15 protein-coding genes are annotated in these 18692 nt (G+C 62.2%); 6 read left to right on the forward strand and 9 right to left on the reverse strand.

Features of this window, described 5'->3' with window-relative positions; all coding sequences use genetic code 11:
* Window positions 1-560: 560 nt before the first annotated feature.
* The gene (locus OXI69_08425; protein MDE2666162.1) at window positions 561-3668 is read left to right on the forward strand and encodes a hypothetical protein; all 3108 of its coding nucleotides are present in this window, start codon (window positions 561-563) and stop codon (window positions 3666-3668) included.
* A 96-nt stretch (window positions 3669-3764) separates the two neighbouring features.
* Here OXI69_08425 and OXI69_08430 read toward each other — a convergent pair whose 3' ends face one another.
* The 3 genes from OXI69_08430 to OXI69_08440 form a co-directional block, all read right to left on the reverse strand.
* Window positions 3765-5180 (reverse strand): DUF1501 domain-containing protein, encoded by a 1416-nt coding sequence (locus tag OXI69_08430; GenBank protein MDE2666163.1) that lies wholly within the window; start codon window positions 5178-5180, stop codon window positions 3765-3767.
* Between the two features lie 9 nt (window positions 5181-5189).
* A complete protein-coding gene (locus tag OXI69_08435; GenBank protein ID MDE2666164.1) occupies window positions 5190-8540 on the reverse strand; it encodes a PSD1 and planctomycete cytochrome C domain-containing protein in 3351 nt (1116 codons plus the stop codon).
* Window positions 8541-9152: 612 nt separating this feature from the next.
* The gene (locus tag OXI69_08440; protein MDE2666165.1) at window positions 9153-9383 is read right to left on the reverse strand and encodes a hypothetical protein; all 231 of its coding nucleotides are present in this window, start codon (window positions 9381-9383) and stop codon (window positions 9153-9155) included.
* A 170-nt stretch (window positions 9384-9553) separates the two neighbouring features.
* Between OXI69_08440 and OXI69_08445 the strand changes: the two genes are divergently transcribed.
* From OXI69_08445 to OXI69_08455, 3 genes are all read left to right on the forward strand, one after another.
* Window positions 9554-9814, forward strand: coding sequence for a hypothetical protein (locus tag OXI69_08445; protein MDE2666166.1), 261 nt, complete (start codon window positions 9554-9556; stop codon window positions 9812-9814).
* Between the two features lie 13 nt (window positions 9815-9827).
* A complete protein-coding gene (locus tag OXI69_08450) occupies window positions 9828-9938 on the forward strand; it encodes a hypothetical protein (protein MDE2666167.1) in 111 nt (36 codons plus the stop codon).
* Window positions 9939-10112: 174 nt separating this feature from the next.
* Window positions 10113-10694: a hypothetical protein gene (locus tag OXI69_08455; protein ID MDE2666168.1), complete on the forward strand. Its 582-nt coding sequence runs from the start codon at window positions 10113-10115 to the stop codon at window positions 10692-10694.
* A gap of 28 nt (window positions 10695-10722) precedes the next feature.
* Here the strand turns inward: OXI69_08455 and OXI69_08460 are convergent, their stop codons facing one another.
* From OXI69_08460 to lysW, 6 genes are all read right to left on the reverse strand, one after another.
* The gene (locus OXI69_08460) at window positions 10723-11541 is read right to left on the reverse strand and encodes a [LysW]-aminoadipate kinase (GenBank protein MDE2666169.1); all 819 of its coding nucleotides are present in this window, start codon (window positions 11539-11541) and stop codon (window positions 10723-10725) included.
* 105 nt (window positions 11542-11646) lie between these two features.
* Window positions 11647-12783, reverse strand: a complete 1137-nt coding sequence (locus OXI69_08465) for a dienelactone hydrolase family protein (protein ID MDE2666170.1) — start codon at window positions 12781-12783, stop codon at window positions 11647-11649.
* Window positions 12784-12818: 35 nt separating this feature from the next.
* Window positions 12819-13232, reverse strand: a complete 414-nt coding sequence (locus tag OXI69_08470) for a carboxypeptidase-like regulatory domain-containing protein (GenBank protein MDE2666171.1) — start codon at window positions 13230-13232, stop codon at window positions 12819-12821.
* 32 nt (window positions 13233-13264) lie between these two features.
* Window positions 13265-14308 (reverse strand): N-acetyl-gamma-glutamyl-phosphate reductase, encoded by a 1044-nt coding sequence (gene argC / locus OXI69_08475; protein ID MDE2666172.1) that lies wholly within the window; start codon window positions 14306-14308, stop codon window positions 13265-13267.
* Complete coding sequence (lysX, locus tag OXI69_08480) at window positions 14305-15171, reverse strand: lysine biosynthesis protein LysX (protein ID MDE2666173.1); 867 nt, start codon at window positions 15169-15171, stop codon at window positions 14305-14307. The genes argC and lysX overlap by 4 nt, the downstream gene beginning before the upstream one ends.
* Before the next feature lie 106 nt (window positions 15172-15277).
* On the reverse strand, window positions 15278-15442 hold the full coding sequence (lysW, locus tag OXI69_08485) for a lysine biosynthesis protein LysW (GenBank protein ID MDE2666174.1): 165 nt from the start codon (window positions 15440-15442) through the stop codon (window positions 15278-15280).
* Window positions 15443-15766: 324 nt separating this feature from the next.
* Between lysW and OXI69_08490 the strand changes: the two genes are divergently transcribed.
* Both OXI69_08490 and OXI69_08495 read left to right on the forward strand, forming a co-directional pair.
* Window positions 15767-17167, forward strand: coding sequence for a D-alanyl-D-alanine carboxypeptidase (locus tag OXI69_08490; GenBank protein ID MDE2666175.1), 1401 nt, complete (start codon window positions 15767-15769; stop codon window positions 17165-17167).
* A 654-nt stretch (window positions 17168-17821) separates the two neighbouring features.
* Window positions 17822-18481, forward strand: coding sequence for a DUF5752 family protein (locus tag OXI69_08495; protein ID MDE2666176.1), 660 nt, complete (start codon window positions 17822-17824; stop codon window positions 18479-18481).
* The last annotated feature ends 211 nt before the right edge of the window (window positions 18482-18692 follow it).

Genomic DNA, 18692 nt, shown 5'->3' on the forward strand with positions numbered 1-18692 from the left:
CCACGCAGGGCTACGTCCGCATCCGCAAGGTCTCGGGGGCCAATCCCTTCCTGGCCTACGGGGTGGTCAACGACGGCGGAGCTCCGGGTGAGCGAACCGGCGACGGCGCCTATATCCCGGCTCGGGAGTAGGGTCCGGCCGAAGCCGACTGGAGTCCTTGCATATCCCCTCACCTGAGAGGGGAGTCTCTCTCGCCTGTTAGCCTCTAAAGGTTTGATTTCTTTGAGATTAACGCTTTACTGGTCCGGCTTCGGGATCCCTTTCAGGGGAACATTGTACGCCTGAGGGAATGCCACTTCCTCACTTTCGAACCGAATCTCGATTTAAGGGAAGGCACTCCAAGGGCTGGACCCGACAATGTCCATGCAACCCAGAATGCTCAAAACCCTTGCCCTGTCCTTATTCGTTATCTCCCCGACCGAACCTGGTGGGTTCGCTCAGGGCGCGTCACCGGATCTTTCCTTCTCCAGCCTGAACGACATTGCCCTCGACGCCGAGGGCAACATTCTGGTTGTCGATCACGACTCCAAACGGGTTTCCATAAAAGAAAGGACAGATTCATGAAACCGTCCATGTCTTTCCTGGTGAAATTCTGCCTGAGCGGCTTGCTGCCGGCGTTGGCAGCCTGGCAGCCTTACCAGGCGCAAGAAGATACACAGGCAACCGAGGTTGTCTACGCCATCTACACCGTCGCGGGGACCGGGACTGGCAGTTACTCTGACCGCGGCTACTCCGGGGATGGCGGCCCGGCGGTCGAGGCAAAGTTCTCGGACCCCCATGACGTTGCTGTCGACAGCGCCGGAAACCTGTACATCACCGACAACAGCAACACCCGCATCCGCAAAGTGGATCCCTCGGGCACAATCACCACCTTCGCGGGGATCGGCCGTCCTGGCTATCTCGGAGACGGTGGCCCAGCGGTCGAGGCTTGGATACGCAGCCCTACCGGTGTGGCAGTGGACAAGGCCGGCAACGTCTATTTCGCCAGCAGAAGCAATGACGTCGTTCGCAAGGTTGATCCCGCCGGGATCATCACCACCATCGCGGGGATCGGGAGGTCCGGCTTCAGCGGAGACGGTGGCCCGGCGGTCGAGGCGAAACTCGGCGAGCCCCGAGGTTTGGACGTAGATGGGGCCGGCAATCTCTACATCGCCGATACCACCCACGACCGCGTTCGCAGGGTCGATCCCTTGGGCATCATTACCACAATCGCAGGCATTGGGCGAAATGACGAGGACGGCGGGGATGGTGGCCCGGCAGTCGAGGCAAGTGTATACCCCAGGGATGTGGCGGTGGACGGAGACGGCAATGTTTACATCTCTGGCGGCAACCGCATTCGCAGGGTCGATCCCTTGGGGATCATCACCACCATCGCCGGAACCGGAGCCAAGGGGTTCAGCGGAGACGGCGGACCGGCAGTTCAGGCCCAGCTAGGAAGCCCTTATGGCGTGGCGGTGGACGGGGACGGCAACGTCTACATAGCCGATACCCTCAACCGTCGCATTCGCCGTGTGGACACCTTGGGGATCATCACCACCATCGCGGGAACAGGAGTAAGAGGTTTTGCCGGGGACGGCGGACCAGCGCTCCAGGCCCAGTTCACTCCGTACGGTGTGGATGTGGATGGGGCAGGCAATGTCTTCTTCGCCGATTTCCACAACAATCGCATTAGAGTCTTAAGGCCCTCTTCTGCACCTTCACCCCCTACCAACCTGACGGCAATAGCCGTCTCCGCCTCCAGGATCGACTTGACCTGGCAGGACAACAGCAGCAATGAGAACGGATTCAGAGTGCAGCGGCGGGTTGATGGTTCCGATGAGTGGATTGGCATTGGAACAACCGCTGCCAACGTCACCATGTTTTCGGATGGCGGGGTACTACCGGCCACCCTCTATCACTACCGGGTACGAGCCTTGGGGCCCACCGTCGATTCCGAATTCTCCGACGAGGCCATGGCGATCACCCCGGCGCTTCCGCCAACGGTTACCGGGTTTGTGCCCTCGAGCGGGCAGGTGGGCACAAGGGTCACCGTTAGCGGCACCCTTTTCCTGGGCGTCACTGACGTCCTGTTCAATGGGGTGAGCGCTCCGGAGTTCGAGGTCCTGTCCAGGAAAAGCCTCTGGGCCATCGTGCCGCCGGATGCCACCAGCGGGCCGATCAGCGTGGTTGCGTCCGACGGGACGGCCGTGAGCGCCGAGTCCTTCACCGTGACGACCGGCATCTACAGCCGTTTGTTCGTTCCCATCGTGCTGCGGGCCATGGGCCGGGCAGGATCCTTCTTTACGTCCGAAATGACCCTCACCAACCGGGGAACCACTACGGCATACATCCGGTACGTTTACACGGCGTCCTTCGGGGGAGGCACGGGCACGGCCGTGGATTCCCTGGGAGCTGGCCGGCAACGGATCGTTCCCGACGCTGTCGCTTACCTGACCTCCCTGGGCATTCCCATCGGGGGCGGTTCGGCGGGCGGGACCCTGCAGGTCGATTTCTCCAATCTCTCCTCCGCTGCGGATGCCGCGGTCACCCTGAGGGTCAGCACCCCGGTTGAAGAGGGACGAGGAAGGGCCGGATTGTCCTACGTGGGCTTGAGCCCTGAGGACCTGTTGACCGGCTCGGCCGTTATCGCCGGATTGCAGCAGAACAGTCAGGACCGCTCCAACCTGGCGGTCCAGCACGCCGGGAACTCAGACGACGGGGCCATTACCCTGAGGGTCACGGTCGTCTCCGGGGACTTGGCAGCTCCGGGGAGCAGCCTTGAACTGCCGGATCGCAACCTGGAGCCGGGAGGGTTCCATCAGTACAACCGTATCCTGGACACGGCCGGATTTGACAACGGCTATGTGAAGGTGGAACGAGTGAGCGGATCGGCCCCCTTCTACGTCTACGGGGTCATCAACGACAACTTCAATTCGGACGGCTCCTTCGTCTTTCCGGTGACCGAGTCTTCCCTGGTGGGCACCAGCGGACAGACCCTGCCGGTCATCATCGAAACCGGCAACTTCCAAAGCGAGCTGACCGTCACCAACTTCTCGGCCTCTGAAAAGACCATCGTTTTCAACTTTGTGGCCGGCGCCGACGACACCGCCGAATTCAACCTGACTCTAAAGGCGGGGGAACAGACCATCCTGCCCGACATCGTGGAGGAACTGCGCCGGCGGCAGGTGGAGGGCATAGGCCCGGCCAACCGGGCCTATGTGGGAGCGCTGTTCGCCAGGGCGGCCGAGGGGGACATGAGCGGGATTGTGATCGGGGCGCGGACGGGGGCTCCCGACAAGAGGGGGGGACAATACAGTCTCTTCTACAACGGGGTGCCCTATGGCTCGGCTTCGATCGAAAGCGCCTGGGTCTACGGGCTGCAGCAGAACGCGGAGAACCGCAGCAACCTGGCCCTGGTGAATACGGGAGAGATCGACAACAGCTCCAGCACCTTCGAGATCACCATTTACGACGGTAGCGGGGATTCTCAACCGAGAACCAAAACGGTGACGCTCGGTCCTCGCCGTTGGAGGCAGGAAAACGGGATTCTAGGCAAGATCGGCCAGGGGTACGTCCAGGTGAGGAAGGTTTCGGGCAACAACCCGTTTGTCACTTACGGCGTGATCAACGACGGCGGCAGGCCCGGGGAGCGGAGCGGGGACGGCGCTTTCCTGCTCAGCCAGGAGTAGCCGTTCGGTCCTTGGAGAGTGGGCCGGTGACGACCAGGACACGGAAGCTGTAAGCACCGAAGACTGCGGACAGTCCGGCATCCTTTTGGTTGCGGGTCAGGCCAGGATAGGCCGGATTACGCTGCCGTGGACGTCGGTCAGGCTGAGGTCGCGCCCGCCGAAGCGGTAGGTCAACTTCTCGTGGTCAAGGCCCACCAGGTGAAGGATGGTGGCATGGAGGTCGTGCACCGTGGTGATGTTTTCCACCGCCTTCTTGCCGATCTCGTCGGTCTCGCCATAGAGAGTGCCACCCTTGGTGCCCCCGCCGGCCATGAAGATGGTAAAGGCGGTTTCCAGGTGGTCGCGGCCGTCGCCGTTGGAGCTGTCCGGGGTCCGCCCGAACTCGGTGCCCCAGATGAGCAGCGTCTCCTCCAGCATGCCGCGCGACTTGAGGTCCTTGATCAGCGCCGCCACCGCCTGGTCCGTTACCAGCGCGTTGGCTTCGTGGCCCCGCTTCAGATAGGAGTGCTGATCCCAGGTCCCGTTGTTCTGCCCGAATAGAACCGGGCAGGTGATTTCCACGAAGCGCACCCCTTCCTCCACCAGCCGGCGGGCCCGCAGACACTGCAGGCTGTAGTTCAGCTTGTCCTTGTTGGTGGTGTCCAGGCCGTAGAGACGCTTGGTGGCTTCGGTCTCCTTGTCCAGATCCAGAACGTCCGGCACCAGTGACTGCATGCGGTAGGCCATCTCGTAGTTGCGGATGGCCGCATCCACGGCGTCGTCGCTGCCGGCCGAGGCGCCGAAGGCCCGGTCCTGATCCAGGAGCAGGTCTAGCTTGGCCTGCTGGAGCTTCGGGTCATCGGAGGCCACCAGGTTGTCGATGGCATTGCCCTCGGCCTTGACGGGCAGGGCCTGGTGAGTGGCCGGCAGGAAGCCGTTGGAGAAATTCTCCAGGCCGCCGGGGGGAATATCTCCGGTGTGCAGCAGCACATATCCGGGCAGGTTCTTGTTTTCGCTGCCCAAAGCGTAGGTGATCCAGGATCCCAGGCTGGGATGCCCTCCCACGTTTCTGCCGGTATGGAACAGGATGTTGCCCCGGGGATGCAGTGGAAACCCGGAGACCATGGAGCGGACCACGGCCAGATCGTCGACGCAGGTGGCGATATGGGGGAGCAGCTCGCTGACGGGCATCCCGGACCGTCCGTAGCGTTTGAAGCTCCAGGGGCACCCTTGCCAGGTCCTCTGCCCGTCTCCCGAAAGCTGGCCGTGCAGCTCGTTCAGCTTGGGCTTGGGGTCGAAAGTATCCATGTGCGAGACCCCGCCAGGCATGAAGCAGAGGATGACGTTTTTCACCTTGGACGGGAAATGAGGCATGGCCGTGGGAACAAGTCCAGCGTAGGCCTCATCGGCCATGAGCGAAGACAGCGCCAGCATTCCGAAACCATTGGCTGCCTGCTTGAGCATCTGGCGCCGGGTCAGCGGAGCGCCGGCATATCCTGGACAACCCTCTCCGTTCCCTCTTCGAATCGACATGGTGGGGCCTCAGAACAGATAGATAAGCTCTTTCAGATTGAACATGGCATGAGCCACGTCTTTCCACACTTTTTTTTCGCCCAGTATATTCTCTTCAGAGACACCGTGCAAGGCAGATAACCGCGACACCGCGCCTCTGAATCGCTCCAGTTCGGTCGGGTCCGGCGAACGGCCCAGCGCCCGGCGGAACATTCGTTCCAGGCGGGTTTCCACGGTTTCATCCCCTTCAGCCAGCAGTCGTTCCGCCCAATAGCCGGCTTGCTCGACCACAAAGGCGTCATTGAGCAGCGCCAGGGCCTGGGAAGGCACGTTGGTGCGGTCTCGACGGCCGCGCGTGGCCGAGGGCGCCGGAAAGTCAAAGAGTTCCAGAAAGGGCGGACTCTCCATGCGGGTCACTCTCAGATAGAGGCTGCGCCGCCCGTTTCCGTCCAGGGGGCCGGAGAGCAGCTTGCGATAATCCTTGGGATCGTCCCGAAAGGGCTGGATGCTGGGACCGAAGAGTCGGGGTTCCAACCTCCCGGAGGCCGACAGGATGGTGTCCCGAATGACCTCGGCTTCCAACCGCCGCAGCGGATAGTGGTGGAGGCTTTGGTTGTCGGGGTCGACCCGGGTGGCCAGGGACGACGGCCGGCTGGACTGGCGAAAGGTTTCCGAGAGAACCAGCAGGCGCAGCAACCGCTTGACCGACCACCCGTCCTTGACGAATCGGCTGGCCAGGTAGTCGAGCAGTTCGGGATGGGTGGGCTTGTCTCCGAAGCGTCCGAAGTCATCCACGGTGGACACGATGCCCCGGCCAAACACGTGATGCCAGAGACGGTTCACCATCACCCGGGCCGTCAGCGGATTGTCGGCCGAGGCGATGATCTCGGCCAGTTCCCTGCGTCCGCTGCCCGGGGTCCGGAAGGCCGATCCGGAGGCATTCAACAGGGTCAGGTAGCCGCGAGGCACCGGATCGGCGGGACGCTTGGCGTCTCCCTTCTCCAACAAAGGGGCATCGAATCCGGGGTCGATGTCGCCCATGGAGCTGATGATCCGCGGTGTTGAGAGCCGGGACTCCAGGTTGCGGTAGGCGGAAACCAGGCGGTTGAGCCGGGGGCTCAGGTCCCTGCGGTTCTCGAGCAGCTTGTTCCCGATCAGCCAATTGATCCAGCGCACCTCCGGCAACCCCGCCTTCCCCTTGGCCCAGGCGGTCAGGGCGCGGCGGCTGGCGGCTCCATAGCGCCCGGCCAACTGCTCGGCACTGCGCGGCGCTCCCCCCTGGAACAGCGGGTCCAGGTAGTCCAGCTCCTCCCGCGGCAGTTCCTCGATGTCGTGCAGCACCGCCCGAGAAATGCCGAAATAGGACCCGGGTCTGACGAAGTCCTCCTCGGTGTAGCCTTTGAGATGCCGGGGGCGCTCGGGTATGCGGGGATTCCCGTCCTTGGTGACCAGCTCGATATAGAGCGGAAAAGTCGTGTCGCGGTGCTTGATGGGTATCCGGTACCAGGACAGGCGATCGCTCTCCAGCGGCTTGTAGTCGTCGCCGAGGATGCAGTGATCCACAATGGTCCGGCGGGATGCCAGCTTGCCTCCCATGAGCCGCAGACTCACGAATTTCTTGTCCTTGGGCAGATAGGGAGAGCGCAGGGCGCCGTTGAGACGTTCCGACAGGACGTGGCTGTAGAGGCCGGCGGAAAGAACCCCCGAAACAGCTCGCGAGCCATCGGTGTTGAGGGTCAATGCTCCGTCGCTTACCGCCCCCCCCATGATTCCGAGACCGTCGGGGCGCCAGTCGCCGGGGCTGCCGGAACGAAAATCGCCGAAGCTCAGAAAGTGGGTCCGGTTGAAGTCCTTGCGCTCCGCCGTCTCCCGCTTGTAGTGGGTCTCCATCTTCGACCAGGCCTGGCGAAAGCTTGCGGGAGACAACCCGGCCTCACAGGCGATGGCTGCCCAGGGATAGAGAATCCCCTCGGTGTCCATGCTCTGCTTGAGCAGGACCAGGCGCCATTGCTTCAGCCGTTCGGGATCGAGACCGGCGGCCCGGGCCGCGGATGGAGCAGCTCCGCTCTGGGCCGCCTGGATCGCCAGCAGGTAGTCGGGTATCTGTTCGGACTGGCGAATCCAGAGCCTGGCCAGCTCCTTGCGGATAGAAGATTTGAGCTTCTTGAGGCGCTGCTTGATCCATTGGTCGGAGTCCCCGACGTCCAACGTCCGGGAAAGCTGGCGCGAGCTGTTCAGGATCCCGTAGAGCGCGTAATAGTCCTGGGTGGGAACGGGGTCCAGCTTGTGGTCGTGGCAGCGGGCACAGGCCACCGTCAGGCCCTGAAAGGCCTTGGTGAGGGTGTCGATCTGGTTGTCGACCACGTCGGTGCGGATTTCCCTGAAGGTCACGCAGTTGTCGTGACCCATTTCTCCCAGGCGGAAGAATGCCGCCCCGGCCAGGGACTCATTCAGTCTCAACCTGCGGTCGATGCGGGGCTGATCCAGCAAATCGCCGGCCACGTGTTCCCGCACCAACTGGTCGAAGGGCAGATCCTGGTTGAAGGCCCGGATCAGATAATCGCGGTAGCGCCAGGCAGCCAGCAGCTCGTAGTTCCACTCGTAGCCGTAGGTTTCCCCGAAGCGCATCACGTCCATCCAGTGACGCGCCCACCGTTCCCCCAGGTGAGGAGAGGCGAAAAGACGGTCCACCATCCGTTCGTAGGCGTTGGGGGAGGCATCCCGAACGAATCGATCGACTTCCTCGGGCTCGGGCGGCAACCCGGTCAACACCAGGCTGAGCCTTCGGACCAGGGTCTGCCGGTCGCCCGGCGGGGCCGGCTTCAGACCCCGGCGTTCCAACTCCGCCAGAATGAACCGGTCCACCGGATGCCCCGACGCAAGTGCGCCATTCCCAGGCGTCCGGGGTTCGGTCAAGGGTTGATAGGACCAGTGCTCCCGCAGCATTCCAGCGTAGAACTCATCCACCTCACCAGGCCCGCCCGGGGTGGCGGCAGGCTCGGGCCAGGGCGCACCCAGGGCGACCCAGCGTTCCAGGGCGCCGATCTGCTCGGCTGACAGTTGGCCGGCCGGCGGCATCTCCAGCTCCTGGTGGCGAACCGCCTTGATCAACCAGCTTGACCCGGGCTCCCCTTCCACCACCGCGGCTCCGCGGCTCCCCCCCTTGAGAATTCCCTCTCTCGAGTCCAGCCGCAACTCGCCCTGCTGCATCTGGGGACCGTGGCAGTCGTAGCAGTGCGTGGCCAGGAGCGGACGCACATCCTTCTCGAAAAACTCCAGCGCCTCGGCCGGAAACTTCTCGGACGCCAGTCCCGACCCGGCCAGGCAAAGCACCAGCGCCCCGGCTGCAATCAGTCTTGACTTCAGGGATTCGGCCTTCATGGCAGAAAAACCTTCTAAACGGCCGCAGACGCCCATCCGGCATCCGAGCCCCAACGAACGCCGCGATGGATGCTCCCATTCTATTCCCGCGCCCGGTAGTGCGGCAATGGGAAGTTGATGGCCCGCGTCCCAATGGCTCGGGCCGGGCCTAGCTGACGCCCACGGCTACCGGTTGTCGCCGCATTCGCGGCTGTCAAGGAGCCTGGCTCATGCAGCGTTTTTGCAGATGAGTAATGGGCTTGCGTTTGAGTTTGGTATGCCGGTTTTTGCTGCCGCCGCGTTCGCGGCTCAACTCCCCTATGTGACGTTTCCCGATGGCTCCCCCGGGCTTTTGCCCGGGGCACTATTCTAAATAGAAAAGCACGTTTCCTTTTGCAGTGTTGTGGGTTATGGGAGAGCTGCGAATGCTGCGGTTGACGTGGGTTGCCCGGCAAGACGCCACCTACGAGCCATCCCTATAGAGCTGCGTAGCTGCGGCTCAGGGTGGCCCCGGGTGGCAACCCGGGGTCGTATGGGTCCGCGTCAACCCAGCCGCGAATGCGGCGAATAGAAAGCACCCGTTCCGGAACGCACAGCGTTACCAAAACGCAACACCCACGCACCGTTGACCTGTCACTCACGGGGCGCGGCGTCCACCTCCTGGTCAATCAGGTCGAGGATTTCTTGCTGGACATATCGGGCATTGCGGTCCTTGACCCGGCTGACAGTGAAATCGAGCAAACGGCGGCGCACGGCTTCATCGACAAATCGGGACAAATTGCCTTCCTTGCCTCCGGTGCGTGCAAGATAAGTGAGCACTGCCCGGTCGGTCTCTTCAGGGATAGAGAGATGCCATCGCGTCATGGATCTATCTCCACACACAAACACCCAAACGCATGGGTGCCTATCTTGCCTTATGTCGGTCTACCAGGTCACATCCGGTGAAGCCACTTCGCAAATCGGCGCCGTTGATTGCTCTAGCGGGGGACATGTAAGATAAACATCAAAACCTATAGGCGATACAGGTGAGTGCCATGGCCAGAGTTCAGCTCGTCATTCCCGATGAAGATCGCGACCGCTATTTGTACCAGGCACGTAAGGAGGGCATGACGTTGAGTGCCTGGTTGAGGGCTGCCGCCCGCGAGCATCTCCAGAAACGACAGCAATCCAAACCCTTCCAATCCCCGGAGGATCTGAAAGAGTTTTTTCGAGCCTGCGACAGCATGGAAGGCCCGGAAACGGAACCGGATTGGGACGAACACCTCGATCGTCACCCTGGCCCGGCAACTCCATGAACGGCATTCCGGCTTGAGCCCGCGGGACCTCTGCCACCTTGCCAGTTGCCGCAGGCGCGGCGTGAGCGAGATCAAGACCTTCGATCAAGCTCTCCATGCCGTGGCAGGGGCCCGACCCCGATAGAGGGCCGACAACGGCAGGGTGGTGCCGGGCATCCGGCACTGAGCATGCAGGTCCCCTTCTCAAAGTCACCTGGCCGAGCGACGACGAACGACTGTCAGGTCGAGGGAGGATATCCGAGGCTGGCCGCATTCAGAGCAACATTCGCGGAGTTCGATCCGAAAGGAATCTCCAACGATGTCAATGGATATCATCGACGTAGACGATCGCCTGATCCGTGTCCTGTTCGCAATCGACCTCGTTGCCCTCTTCCTGCTGTTGGTCGCAACCGTCTCGTCCGTGGTCCGGCCCGACCGCCGGATCTGGCCTCCACCGGCGCGGCGCTCGTGGCAGTTCGTGATGATCTGGATCTGCTACCGTGGGGCCTTGGGACTCAACGCGTGTCTGCTGGTGCTGGATTGGAATACCTGGGTCTTTTCGGGCGGCCTCCGGTTGCTCCTCGGCATCCCGCTGGCTCTGCTCGGAGAAATGCTGGTGCTGTGGGGAATCGCCACCATCGGCCGGAAGGCTTCCTGGGGCCTCAGGGACGGCTTCGTCGACTCCGGCCCCTACCGGTTCACCCGCAACCCGCAATCCCTCGGACTCAACCTGCTCTTCCTGGGCCTGAGCATCATTGCGAACTCACAGTTCCTCTGGGTCACCCATGGGCTGCTTGCCCTGGTGTTCATCATCATGCCACTCAGTGAGGAGGTTTGGCTGAAGGAGCAATACGGGGAGGAGTACGAGCGGTATCGGCGGGAGACGCCGCGATTCTTGTGAGGACGCCGCCAGTGTCCTGTCTCGCCAATCAATCCCTGGTCCGACGGCGAATGACGGTGCCCTTCCCGGAGAGGGCCTGGGTGACGGGATCGGACAGCCGGGCATCGCCGAAGATGACCTCCCTGACTCCCTGCTGCACCGCCTCGACCGCTCCCAGCAACTTCTTCTTCATACGTCCCCGGGCGAATTCCATGAATGCATCGGCCTCTTCCAGGGGGATTTCCCGGATCAGGCTGCTCTCATCCTCCAGGTCCCGTAACAGACCCGGGATATTGGACAGGATGACCAGCTTGTCCACCCCCAGGGCGGCCCCGAGCACGGCCACGGCTCGATCGCCGTCCACGTTGATGGCTTCTCCTTCGCGGCTTACGGCCGGTGGCGTCAGCACCGGCGTGTAACCGTGATCCAGCAGAAGGTTGAGCAGGTCCAGGTTCACGCTTTCGATGCGCCCGGTGTAGTCGTCGCGCAGCACCCGCCGCTTTCCGTTCTCCACGATGGTGATGGTCGACTTGCGGCGGCCCTCCCAGATGCGGCCGTCCATCCCGGAGAGCCCCACGGCATTCACCCCCAGCTTCTGAAACCGCTCCACGATCCCCTTGTTCATCTTGCCGCAATAGACCATCTCGAAGATGGTCAGAGTCTCGCGGTCGGTGTAACGGGACTCGTAGCCCGAGACCGAAGTCACCATGCGGGGGGGCTTCCCCAGCTTTTCCGACAGCGCATTGGTTTCGGCCGAGCCTCCGTGGACCAGAATGGCCCGGCGCCCCGACTGGATGAGGGAGGCCAGATCGCGGCACACGGAGTCGTAGTCGATACCGAGACTGCCTCCTACCTTGACCACCAGCATGGTTGCTCGATCTCCTTGATTTTGACTTGGCTTGGGGGCAGGTCTGGGCGCAACCCGAGGTTCTTGGCGAGTCCGGCCGCTACCGCCTGAATTCTCCGGCGGCGTTCAGCGCAGCCTCTTGTCCAACCACTCCACCACCAGGTCGGAGGCTTCCGGAATCTCCGCAAGCACCTCGATGCCCCGAGAGCTGGAGCCTTCAAAGACTCGGGTTAGTCTCGGATATCCGGTCTGCTGCTCCAATCCGGCGATGGAAGCGGTGGAGGACTCATCCCCCCGGGTTGCCAGAAAGAGGATGGAGTGAGGTTGGAAGTCTTGAGCCCGCTCGGCCACGCCGCGGACATTGGCCAGGTTGCCGGAAACCACCACCGCCGCGCGCACATTTTCGTACTTGCCGGAGGCCAGAAACGCCAGGTCGGCTCCAAGTCCGGTTCCCACCACGCCGATGAGGTAGGGATCGATCGTTCCCTGAGCCTCCAGCCAGGCAAAGGTCGCCTCGAACAGTTCCAGCAAGGCATCCATCCGGTCGGGATCCGACTCCGAAGGAGTGGCCGCGCCCCCTGACGACTCCTCTTCCCCGGAGTGCAGATCGAGGTTGAGCACCCCGACCATGTTTCCCGCAAGCTTCTCCTGGATGAAGGTGTTCCAGACGCCGCGGGTCTCCCCCGAACCGTGCAGCAGCAACACCGCCGGAAACCGCACCTCCTCCGAGTCCGGTGGGGGATACCAGTCGCCCGTGAAGTGCAATCCACCCTTTCCCGGGATCTCGACGCTCTGCATTCGCACAGGGACATCCGCGGGTTTTTCCTCGACCACCCTTTCGGCCAGCTTGAAGTTGAGGACGTTGTCGTAACGTTGGAGCATGGAGCTGATGGCCAGAACTCTGGAGCTAAGCTGCTGGTATTCGGCGTGGATCTCGTAGTCGAGCGCCGGCTCCAGGCCGAAAATGGCAAAGAGTCCCTTCTCGTCCGTGATGAGGATGGTGGTGGTCTCGTTCTTGACGTTCCTGACGAAGACCTTGGCCCCCGGCTGGGATTTCCCGTCTGGCCCGGCCACGTGGCCGCGAATCGACTTGGTCCGAGGCGCCTCCTCGTCACCCTGGGGTCTGGCTTCCCCGGAAACCAATCCCCAGATCAGAGCCAACCCCAAGAGAAAGGGCGCCGGTCCCATCCTGACGATGGTTCGCAATCCGGCGGTTAACTGGAGACTTGGTCGCATCATGGCTTTGGGGGCAGGGGTCGGCATCGAATCGTTAGTCCGCATTTCATAGGAGGAACCGGCTACTCCGACTTGGTAACCGGCGTCATCCGGATGGCGATGTGCTGCATCTCGTCGGCGTAGAACTGAACGGACTGTTCCGTCTTCCGGTAGCCCTTCTTGCTGGCGGTCACCACCACGGTCTGTTCTCCGGCGGGAAGACGGACGGCAAATTCCCCGCGGCGGTCGGACTGCATCCGCCAACGCTTTTCCTTTTTCCTTCCGCTCTCCCCCGGCGGCAGCGTCACCTGAATGGCCACTCCCGGCAGGCTGAAGCCTCTCTGATCGAAGCAGCTCCCCTTGAGCAAGGCAAAGGGTTGATCCTTCTTGGACTCCTCCCCTGGGAGAGCTGTCCCGGGCGCCCAGGCGAAACAAATCAAGGCAGCCAGAACAGCCGCCGCGGCCAGCTTGAGTGACTTCGACCTCGACAACACCATGGGAGGGCTCGACAAATCAGTCCTGTTCACCATTATACGGGATGCAAACCGGGAAATCCCAACCCCAGGGTCTCCTCCCAGCCGTGCATCGCGTTCATGGCCTGGACCGCGTTTCCCGCCGCCCCCTTCATCAGGTTGTCCAGGGCGGAAAGCACCACCAGGCGCCCCTCCGCCGGGTCCAGCTCGAAACCGACGTCGCAGTAGTTGGATCCCGCCAGGATCTTGGGTTCCGGGTAACGGTAGACCCCCGATCTTTCCTTGACGATTCTGAGGAAGGGCTCCGCCTGATAGGCCTCCCGATAGGCTCTCCAGAGGGCCTTCTCCTCCGGAACCCGCTCCAGCAGCACCTGGGCGGTGGCCAGGACGCCCCGCACGGAATCGGTGGAGGTGGCCGACAAATGAATCCGGGGTCTGGCACCGTTCAAAGCCAGCTCCTGCTTGACCTCGGCCGTGTGGCGATGGCGGGTCGGCTGGAAGGACCGGAGAGAACCGCTGCGCTCCGGGTGGTGGGAAGCCAGGCTGGACTTGTTGCCGGCCGCCGACGAGCCCACCTTGGCCTCGATGAAGATGTCCTCCGAATCCACCAGTCCCGCCTTGTAGAGCGGGAAGAGGCCCAGAATGGCGGCGGTGGCCAGGCAGCCCGCCCCGGTCACCAGCCTGGCTTCTCGAATCTCCTGCCGGTGCAGTTCGGGAACGCCGTAGACCGCCCGTTCCAGCAGCTCCGGCCTGGAATGCTCGTGGTGGTACCAGGTCACGTAATCCGCCGGGGAGCGCAAGCGAAAATCGGAGGAGAGGTCAATGACCCGATTGCCCAGATCGAGAAATTCCTCCATGCGCTCCACGGCCATCCCGTGGGGCAGGCAGAGGAAGAGCAGGTCCACCGTCTTCAAGGCCTGGCTGGCCACAAATCGCAGCTTGCAGCGCTTGCGAAGGTTGGGGTGCACCGAATGGACGAACTTGCCCACCCTGGATTCCGAGGTCACCTGACACAGCTCAACCTCGGGATGGCCCAACAAGAGGCGCAACACCTCTCCACCGGTATAACCGGAACCTCCGACGATGGAAACCGAGATCATGGATGCCCCTCGGACCCGGACTGCCCTTCGGGGGCAGCGTTCAGGACGTAGTCGACGATTCTGGCCGGGATGTCGACACCGGTGGTATGGATGGAATTCCTGAACTCCATGGTGTAGTTGACTTCGTTGACCTGAAAACCCGACTCCGACTCGAAGAGATCCACGGCAAGGACCCCGCCGCCAACGGCTCGGGCGGCCGCTTTAGACAGGCGGTCGATTTCCGGGGTCACCGGGCAGTTCTCGGCTCGCCCTCCTCGGGCCGTGTTGGTAATCCAGTGGGAGGAATAGCGATAGATGGCGCAAATAGTCTCGTCACCCACCACGAAGCTCCGGATGTCCCGGCCCGACTTGGGAACGTACTCCTGAATATAGAAGACGGAGTGCTGGTAGGAACCCAGGATGTCCTTGTGTTCCAGCACGGCTTCGGCGGCCTCTCGATCATTGATCTTGGAGAGCAGTCGCCCCCAGGACCCCACCGCCGGCTTGAGCACTACCGGATAACCCAGTTCCTCGATGGCTTTCAGAGCCGACTTGGGCGTGAAGGCCATGACGGTCCGAGGGGTGGGAATCCGATTCCGGAGGAGCGCGCTGCTGGTCAGGAACTTGTTACCGCAGGTTTCGGCCACCGGGTAGCTGTTGACCGTCCGGATCCCCCAGTCGTTGAGGACCTTCAGGGAATAGAGGGCCCGGGAGTGATTGACGCTTCTCTCCAGAACCACGTCGAAATCAAGATGCCTGGAGTCCAGGCGAAAGATCAGCTCGCGGTCGTCGACGATCTCCGGAGCAACGCCACGGCTACGAAACTCCTGCAGCAGCAGCTTTTCTTCCTTGCGCAGGATGGAGCAGAGTAGTCCTACTTTCATCAGTACACACAAAAAAACCACAGGGAGCGGAATCGGTCAAGAAACCCTCGCATCCTCTGTGGTCGTACGGGTCGGAAGGTGAGTTGTAAACACTCCTTGCCGGGGATCATTCCCCCCAATCTTCTTCTTCCTCCGGAGCCAGGTCCAACTCCACGGGATCCATGCCCACGACCTCCAGGTCGGCCCCGCAATCGGCGCAGGTTACGATCTCACCCTTTTCCACATCGTCTTCCAATTCCAATTCGGCTTCGCATTCCGGACAGTTGGGCACGGTACCCTCCCTGGACACCGACAAAGATTGCAGCAATGGTGACGATCGTGGAGAACCTAAAGCAAAATGGGCGCCTCACTTCCCGACCAGCCACAATCAGGATGGGAACCAAGGCAGTGCAGGTGACCAAGCCGGCGTTAGTTGCGGCAGCAGGCGGCAGTATAAGGAAGGGCCGAAGAAACTGTCAAGCGCATTATACGGCTCCCGAGGCACCCTCCGGGTGCTGCCCAATCGCGTCAGGCGTTGTTTCTTTTAGGTTTACAAGCCAAGCTGTCTTTTCCTATGATGGAGCGATCTTGCCGTTGCCTCCGGGGACCCGCGTCTATGACGGCTGCTCTGTTCAAGCACCTCCGACCGATCCAATCCGGTCCCTGCTGTCTCGCTTTTCTGGTGTTGAGCGCCTTCTGGCCCGTAGAAGCCAATCAGAGCAGCGAGCTGCGACACCCGGTTGCCCAACCGCTGCCTGCCCCGCCCCGGCAACTGGAAAGCACAGCCCTGCAAAATTTCTCTCGCCGAATCCGGAGGCATCGCTACAACCTGGACAGGCAGGGGATTCTGGTGGAATCGCAGGATGGTCGCACCGTTCTGGCGCAACTGAACCCGGAAACCCCGCTCAATCCGGCCTCGGTGATGAAGCTGGTCACCTCTCTGGTGGCTCTGGCGCAGTTGGGCCCCGATCACCGCTTCGTCACTCGAGTCTACGGCGATTCCCCCATCGATCAGGAGGAACGGGTGCTGCCCGGCAATCTCTACCTGGTCAGCGACGGGAATCCCCTTCTCGGCAGGGCCGAACTTTACCGATTGACCCGTTCCCTGAAGCGAAGGGGCTTGCGCCGGGTGGAGGGAGACCTGGTGGTAACCGGACCCTTCTCGGTGAACTCCAGCAGCAACCCCGACTACCCTGTCCGGTACCTGGCGCGCTACTTCCGGCGAACCGGCATCAGGATCAAGGGACGAGTCTACGCCGCGCCGAAAGAGTGCGTCAGCGAGCGGTTGCGAATCGAGTATCTCAGCCACTCTTCACCGCGCCTCCGGGACATCCTGTGGAAGGTGAATGCGTTCAGCGTCAATGCTATCGCCGACAGGCTGGGGCGCGCTCTGGGAGGGCCCGAGTCCATGCGGGAGTATCTGATCCGGGAGATGGGCATTCGTCCCCTGGATATTCGGATAGAAAAACCGTCCGGAATAGGACGCAGCCGCATGACCGCACGTGCCGCCGTTCAAGTGCTCCACTGCCTTCGCGCCACCGTCCAGGGTCATGGTATGAAGCTGCAGGACATCATGCCCGTGGCTGGAGTGGACCAGGGGACGCTTCGCGGGCGCTTTCGGCATTCCAGGTACCGCGGCCGTGTCCTGGGAAAAACGGGAACCAATTCTTCCAAGGATGGAGGTGTCAGTACGCTGGCGGGTGTAGCCATGACCCGGGCCCACGGACCCGTCTTCTATGCCATTCTCAACAACGGCGGCGGCGTCATGGCCTACCGGCGATGGCAGGATGAGTTTCTGCGGAAGCTGATCCAGGAGAACGGCGGCAAGGTCCAGGCCCTGAAGACCCGCCCCAAGTCCCGCCGGCTCAACGGCTCTTCTTCCTGGAGTCCCTCCCCCTATTGGGAAGGGCTGGCCCGGGTTCCCGCCTATCGGCGCAAGATACGCAGGAGATCCAGACGGCCCGTTCGAACAGGAGAACTCCGAATCCTCCCCGCCCCGATCCCGGCTTCAACCTGAGCTGGAACACCCTCGATTCGCCGCTTATGAGTCGTCGCCCTGTTATGGGACGGCAGCGCTGCCAAGTGAATAGTGGTTAGTGGATAGTTATTCGATCGACACGTTAAGCCCAACCTGAAGCAACTGAAATAAAGAGTGATCCACGAAGGAACACGAAGGGCCATCGAGCGTGACGGCTCTGCCGCCTGCAGGGCTGCGGCAAGCCAAGCCGGCACGCCCCCTTGAGGAGCAAGACTGAGGGAGGATGCCCCCCCCCGGGAGCGCGGGCGTCCCGCCCGCATCCTCTCCCGTGGGTTGCCGCTCGGTTTCCCTGCGATGGCGCACCCTGCCACGCTGGCGGCGGGAACCGCATGGGCACGACCGAAGCAGAGCCCTGGCGTCTTTGCCGGTCGATCCAGGTCGAGGAGATGGGCCAGGCTGTGCCAGGAATTGTGCGGGCGGGACGCCCGCGCTCCCGGGGGTTCCCATTGGGCTGGCCTCTCAGGAATCTGACCCGCGGCCTCGCCTGCCTGCCAGCCGGCTTTCTTGACATCTCCCTATCCGTTACCTATTCTTGGCCTTCTTTCGGCGGCTGCGCCCATCTCGCCGCTCCGGTTCAGATAAAGGTTCCAACACTGCTTTCGATGCTCGGTTGATTACCCGCACCCCCCGGCCATGCCCCATAGCGAGTCCTTCGTGTTCAATACGGAACGCCGGCTGGTGGTTCTAACCGGCCAAACGGCTCGCAACCTGCCGGAACTGCTGGCCATTCTCAAGCGGATCTCGGGATCCTCCATCTTCTACCACTCCCACGAGGAGTATTTCCTCTCTCGACAGTTCGCCAGGCACGAGTTCTACAACGACTTCTCCCTCTGGATCTCGGAAGCGCTCCAGGAGGAGCCCCTGGCGGAAAAGCTGGCCGCCATCGACCTGCTCAGCTTCTCTTCCATCCGGCAGATTCGGGAGAGCATGGTGGCGGAGATCACCGCCTTTCTGGAGAGCACTGGAGGCCGCGCCCGCGAGTGTCCTCCCGGAAACGAGTTCCACTTCTGCAAGGCCAAGAGCTTCGTGGTGCCGACAGGGATCGTGGCTCGGGATCTGCCCGATTTTCTGAACCGGCTTCCCTCGGTCTCCAACACCTCCCTCTACTTTCATTTCTTCGAGGCCCGGCTCCGACTGGAGCGGATGACCAACGATTTCTCGTTTTGGCTGAGCGGTATCGGACAGGAGGCCCTGGCGGACCAGATCGGCAGGCTCAACCCCTATGCCATGACCCTGGACGAGTTGCGCCACCGAATCATCCAACTGGGAATGAGTGTTCTGTCCCAGAAATAGGGTTGCCATCTTTCGGAGCGCAACGGCGCCGGATTCTAGGAGCGACGACGATGCAATGCCCCTTCATTGTGAGGAGGAGCGACGACGAAGACGGCGCTGTTCCGCCCGAACCCGGAGGGCCGATGGAGGTTCCCGGGATGGGAGAACAAAACGGCGCCTGTTCGCTGAATCGCAAAGGGACTCTCCAACCGACTGTTTTCCTTTGGAACCT

The sequence above is a fragment of the Acidobacteriota bacterium genome (assembly GCA_028875575.1).
Lineage (GTDB): Bacteria > Acidobacteriota > Terriglobia > Versatilivoradales > Versatilivoraceae > Versatilivorator.